Source organism: Streptomyces specialis (assembly GCF_001493375.1).
In the GTDB taxonomy this organism is placed as follows: Bacteria; Actinomycetota; Actinomycetes; order Streptomycetales; family Streptomycetaceae; genus Streptomyces; species Streptomyces specialis.
Genome location: NZ_LN929883.1, coordinates 1 through 1,149 on the forward strand (window position 1 = coordinate 1; position 1,149 = coordinate 1,149).

The window sequence follows — 1,149 nt, forward strand, 5'->3', positions numbered from 1 at the left end:
GTGTAGATGAGTCATTTTTATTTTTCCCAAAGAGAACGGGCTCTGTTGGTTTTTTGCGTTTTTGGGGGGCGGGGGGGTTGTTAAAAGGAGACCGCCCCCCCGCCCCCCCCCCCCGGCCCCGGGGGGGGCGGGCGGGGGGGGGCGGGGGCGCCGCGGCGCCCCGCCCCCGGCGGCAGGCAGCGGCTACGGGATGGTCGCGCCGACCTCCGCCAGCGCGGTCGTCACCGGGAAGAAGAACGTCGTGCCGCCCCGCGCGCAGTCGCCGCTGCCGCCCGACGTCAGCCCGATCGCCGAGGAGTCGGCGAAGAGCGCGCCGCCGCTGTCGCCCGGTTCGGCGCAGACCGTCGTCTCGATCGTGCCCTCCACCGTGCCCTGCGGGTACCGCACGGACACGTCCAGCGCCGTGACCTCACCGCTGTGCACCCCGGTGGTGCTGCCGCTGCGCCGCACCTGCTGGCCGACCGTGGCCTCGGCGGCACCGGTGATCTCCTGGGAGGTGCCGTCGTACAGGTCCACCGCGCTGGGCGCGTCGATCGGGGACGTGTACTGGACCAGCGCGTAGTCCGAGCCGGGGAACTCACCGGCGACCAGCGTGCCGATGCCCGCGCCGTTCGCGGAGTCGGACCAGGTGCTGCCCACCTCGCCGCAGTGCCCGGCGGTCAGGAAGGCGGGAGCGCCGTCGACCGTCACGTTGAAGCCCAGCGAACAGCGCGCGCCGCCCGAGTAGATGGCGTCGCCGCCCGCGATGTACGGCTCGAACGTGCCGGCCGCGTGCTGGAGCGTGGCCAGCCCGCCCAGCGCCTCGACCCCGTCCCGTACGCCGGTCAGCGCCGTGCCGGTGACCGTGTCGTCCACGGTCACCCGCACCGCGTTGCTCACCGGGTCGATGGCCCAGGAGGTGCCGGGCACGGCGAACTCCTCGACCCGGGACCGCGCGTCCTCCAGTTCGGCGAGGCTGTGCTCGACGACCCGGGGGCTGGCGCCCGCGTCCTGGACGGTGGGGATCGCGGCCTCGTCCACGAGGTTGACCACGAGGGTGCCGGAGTCGGCGTCGTAGTAGGCGCCGGCCGCGTCGGCGCCCAGCCGGTCGGTCAGGGACGACGCCAGGGTGCCCGCCTCGGCGGACGACAGTGTGGTGGGGGCGGGAAC

1 protein-coding gene is annotated in these 1,149 nt (G+C 74.0%); it reads right to left on the reverse strand.

What is annotated here, in order from left to right; translation table 11 throughout:
* Nucleotides 1-183: 183 nt before the first annotated feature.
* A partial coding sequence (locus BN2279_RS09740; protein WP_059008313.1) for a S1 family peptidase occupies nt 184-1,149 on the reverse strand: 966 nt, incomplete at its 5' end.